This window comes from Kitasatospora sp. NPDC007106 (assembly GCF_040634455.1).
Lineage (GTDB): Bacteria > Actinomycetota > Actinomycetes > Streptomycetales > Streptomycetaceae > Kitasatospora > Kitasatospora arboriphila.
Map to the genome: position 1 here is coordinate 1 of NZ_JBEYFP010000580.1, position 3,847 is coordinate 3,847.

2 protein-coding genes and 1 pseudogene are annotated in these 3,847 nt (G+C 75.9%); all 3 read left to right on the forward strand.

Going from position 1 to position 3,847, the window contains the following annotated elements; genetic code table 11:
* Positions 1 to 1,400 (forward strand): WD40 repeat domain-containing protein (locus tag ABZ641_RS28745; RefSeq protein ID WP_359986371.1); only part of this gene is annotated, 1,400 nt, incomplete at its 5' end.
* Between the two features lie 133 nt (positions 1,401 to 1,533).
* Positions 1,534 to 2,310: a hypothetical protein gene (locus ABZ641_RS28750; protein WP_359986374.1), complete on the forward strand. Its 777-nt coding sequence runs from the start codon at positions 1,534 to 1,536 to the stop codon at positions 2,308 to 2,310.
* Between the two features lie 146 nt (positions 2,311 to 2,456).
* Positions 2,457 to 3,847, forward strand: a pseudogene (locus ABZ641_RS28755) (hypothetical protein); the annotation flags it as partial.

Genomic DNA, 3,847 nt, shown 5'->3' on the forward strand with positions numbered 1-3,847 from the left:
CCGGCGCCGGCGCACTCTGCCACGCCCGCTGCGCCGACCTGGACCTGCTCGCCGCCGGCAGCACCGACGGCCTCGTCCGGGTCTGGGACACCGCCACCGGCGAACAGCTCCACCTGCTGGTCGGCCACACCGACCGGATCACCGCACTCGCCGTCCTCACCCTCGGCAACCAGGCCGTGCTCGCCTCCGCCGGCGCCGACGCGACCGTCCGCCTGTGGGACCTCGCCACCGGGCAGCCCGTCGCCGTCCTCACCGGCCACTCCGCCTCGGTCACCGGCCTGGCCTTCCTGCAGCCGGGCGGCGACCCGCTGCTCGCCTCCTGCGCCCTCGACGGCACCCTGCGGCTGTGGGACGTCTACACCGGCACCGCCGTCGACGGCCGCCCCGCCCGCCAGGGCTGGCTCACCGCGCTCGCCGCGCTGCACCTCGACGGCCGCCAGGTGCTCGCCGTCGGTGACGAACACGGCGCCGTGACGCTGTGGGACCCGACCGGCTTCACCCGGCTCACCGAACTCGCGGCGGCCGGCGGCCACCCCGTCAACGCGCTGACCGTCCTCGAGGCGGACGGCCTGCCCCGGCTCGCCGCCGGCCACGGCGACGGCACCGTCCGGCTGCTGGACCCGGCCGGCGGCCCCGGCCCCTGGACGGCCGCCGCCGACGGCGGCCCCGTCACCTCGCTCGCCGTGTGCCCCGCGGACGACGGGCCGGTCCTGGTCTGCGGCACCGCCTCGGGCGCCGTCCGCTGCCTCGACGCCCGGACCGGCACCGAGCTGCCGCTGCCCACCCCGCACACCGGGGCCGTCACCGGCCTCGCCTTCTGCCCGCCCGTCGGCGACGCACCGGCACTGCTGGTCTCCGCCGGCGAGGACGGGACGGTCCGGGTGCGCGACGCGCTCGCCGGCGCCCAGCTGCGCCGCTTCACCGCCGACCGCGACGGCGTCACCGCCCTCGCCGCCGGCGAGGTGGCGGGCCACCAGGTCGTCGCCACCGGCGGCCAGGCCGGCCGGGTCGGGCTGTGGGACTCCGCGCTCGGCCTCCCGCTGCTCGAACTCGCGGGCACGGCCGGCCCGGTGGAGGTCCTCGCCTTCGGGCGGGTCGGCGGCCGCGAGGTGCTGGCCGCCGGCGGCGCCGACGGCGTCCTGAGGATCTGGAACGCCGACGACGGCACCGCGGTCGGCGAGTTCACCGGCGGCGGCGCCGCGGTGCGCAGCGTCACCCTGCAGGACCTCGACGGCGAGGCCCTGCTGGCCTGCGGCGACCAGCAGGCGGTGCTGCGGCTGTGGCACGTCACCAGCGGAGCGCTGCTCAACGAGGCGGAGGTGGACCGGGTCCCGCTCGCGATCGCGTTCGGTGACACGGGCCTGTACACGGTCGGCCCGGACGGCGCGACCGCTCTCTGAGCGGCACGCCGACGGTCACGACCGATCGACCGAAGGGCCGGCCCGCCGTGCGACGGGCCGGCCCACCGGCGGCACTGCAGTGCGGCCGGCACAGACAGGCGAGAGCCTGGCGGAACTGGGGTGGGGGTACATCATGAGCGGTTCGTCGTCCTTCAAGATCGACCTGGAAGAGGTGGAGGCGGCCACCAAGGCGATCCGGGCCATGCTCGACGACCTCGAGGCGCCGACGGCGCGGCTGGAGGCGGTGATCAACCAGATCAAGCCGACGGCCTACGGCAGCGAGACCGTCGGCAAGTCGCTGACCGGCGGCACCTCCTCGGTCGGCGGGCTCCCCGAGCACCAGAAGCAGGTCTTCGACGGGGTCAAGGCCTACCTGCAGAACTCGGCGCAGATGGCCGCCAACCTCGAACTCATGGTGCAGCGCTACCGGGAGACCGAGGCGACCCAGACCGCCGAGCTCACCCGGCTGAACGGCGGCCGCGGCGCGGAGGCCGGCACCCTCGCATCACCGGTCTCCACCACCCTGCAGTCGGCCGCCCCGGGCACCCCGGTGTCACCGCTCACCGCGGTCGACGGGATCCCGGCCACCGAACCGCTGCGCGCTGTCGACGACATACCGGTCTCCGAGCGGCACCGTGCGACGATCGGCCTACCGCTCTCCGAACCACTGCGCGCCGTCGACGGCGTGCCGGTCTCCGAGCGGCACCGTGCGACGATCGGCCTACCGCTCTCCGAACCGCTGCGCACCGTCGACGGCATCAGGCCCCCCGAGCCGGTCACGCTGCCGACGCACCACGCCCCCGAACCCGCCTTCCACACCCCCGACGCCCCCGACCTCTCGTACAACAGGCACGCGGACGACGACGTGGACCCGCCGCTGCACGGCGGGGGACGCAACATGCTCATCTGAGCCTGCCGTTCCGGACGCGCCGCCCCGGCGCCGGTCCGCCTGACGCAACGTCACATGTCCAAGAGCATCGAGTCCGAGCGGGCGTTCCCCGCCGACTCGGGTCCCCAGTCCCAGGCCAGCCGGCCAGCCCAAGAGAGCGACTCGTCATGATCGTGCTGCCGCCCGACCTCGCCGAAGTGCTGAAGGTCGTCCAGAGCAACGAACACGGATCCGGTGTCGTCTTCCCCGACGCGAACGAAGACCTGCTGGCGGAACTCGCCGACGCCTGGGAGGCGTGGAGCGCCGCCGCCGAACCCGCCATCCGCACCATCGTCGCCAGCGCCAACCGCGCCATGGCCAACATGTCCGGCGCCGCGGCCGAGAGCTTCCAGGGCTACCTGCACAAGTACGCCGGCAGCGACCAGTCGCACGCGGCGACCACCCTCGACGCCGGTGCCGCGATGGCCCAGTCGCTGCGCGGCGCCCACCAGGCCGTCAGCCAGACCAAGTCCGAGATGGTGCGCGAACTCCAGTACGCCAAGGAGTACATGGAGCAGAATCCGGCCGGGAAGCACGACGACATCGCCCAGTCCGAGGGCATCAAGACGGCCGCGGACACCTACAACACCTACGTCGGCCAGATCGGCACCGGCATCGACACGATGCTGCGGCAGAGCGCCGGACACGTCGAGCGGATGACCAGCGCCGGACAGGTGGCGCGGCTCGGCGGCTCCGGCGGGAGCGACAGCACCTCCCCCACCCGCACCGCCGGCCCCAACGCCGCACTCGACCCGACCAGCCTGCTGCACCCCACCGCCACCACCGGGATCGACTCGCTGGCCACCGGCGCCACCCTGCCGGGAGGCCCCGGCCCCGCCATGCCTTCCGGACCGCTCTCGGCGCCGTTCGACCCCGCCGCGGGCATGTCCTCCCCCGGTATGCCCGGCGGCGGCTTCGGCGGCGGAGCACCCGGCGGCGGGTTCGGCGCGGGCAGTGCGGGCGGCGCGGCCGCGTACAAGCCCCAACTCAGCGCCCTGAAGCCCTTCCAGCCGCCGGCGCCCATCCCCTTCTCGGGCGGCCTCGGCGGTGGCGGCGGCTCGGCCGGCGGTTCCGGAGGCGCACCCGTCTTCTCGCCGCTGACCCCCCGCCTCGGCCTCGCCGGGCTCACCGACCTGCCCGGCTCCTCCGGCTCCCTCGGCGGTGCGGGCGGCAGCGGCGGCTCGGGCACCCTCGCCCCGTGGAACCCCCCGACCCCGGGCGGCCCCTCGATCGGCGGGCCGGGCGGAGCGATAGGCGGGCTGCCGCTCGGCGGCATCGGCGGGATCGGCGGCCGTGGCGGCGGCACCACCGGGGGACCGCGTTCCACTGCCGGCTCCTTCAAGCCGCTGACCCCCGGCGGCGTCGGTGGTTTCGGAGGCGGCCCGGGCGGCGCCCGCGGCGTCGGCGGTGCCGGTGGTCTCGGCGGGGGCGCGGCCGGTGGCCGCGGCCTCGGCGGCGGTGGTGGTGTCGGCGCACTGGGCGGAGGCGCCTCCGCGAAGGGGTACGCCACCCGGGCCAG

Bases quoted from the DNA above. Each gene is read 5' to 3' on its own strand.
- ABZ641_RS28750 (WP_359986374.1), top strand. From the start codon at position 1,534: ATGAGCGGTTCGTCGTCCTTCAAGATCGACCTGGAAGAGGTGGAGGCG.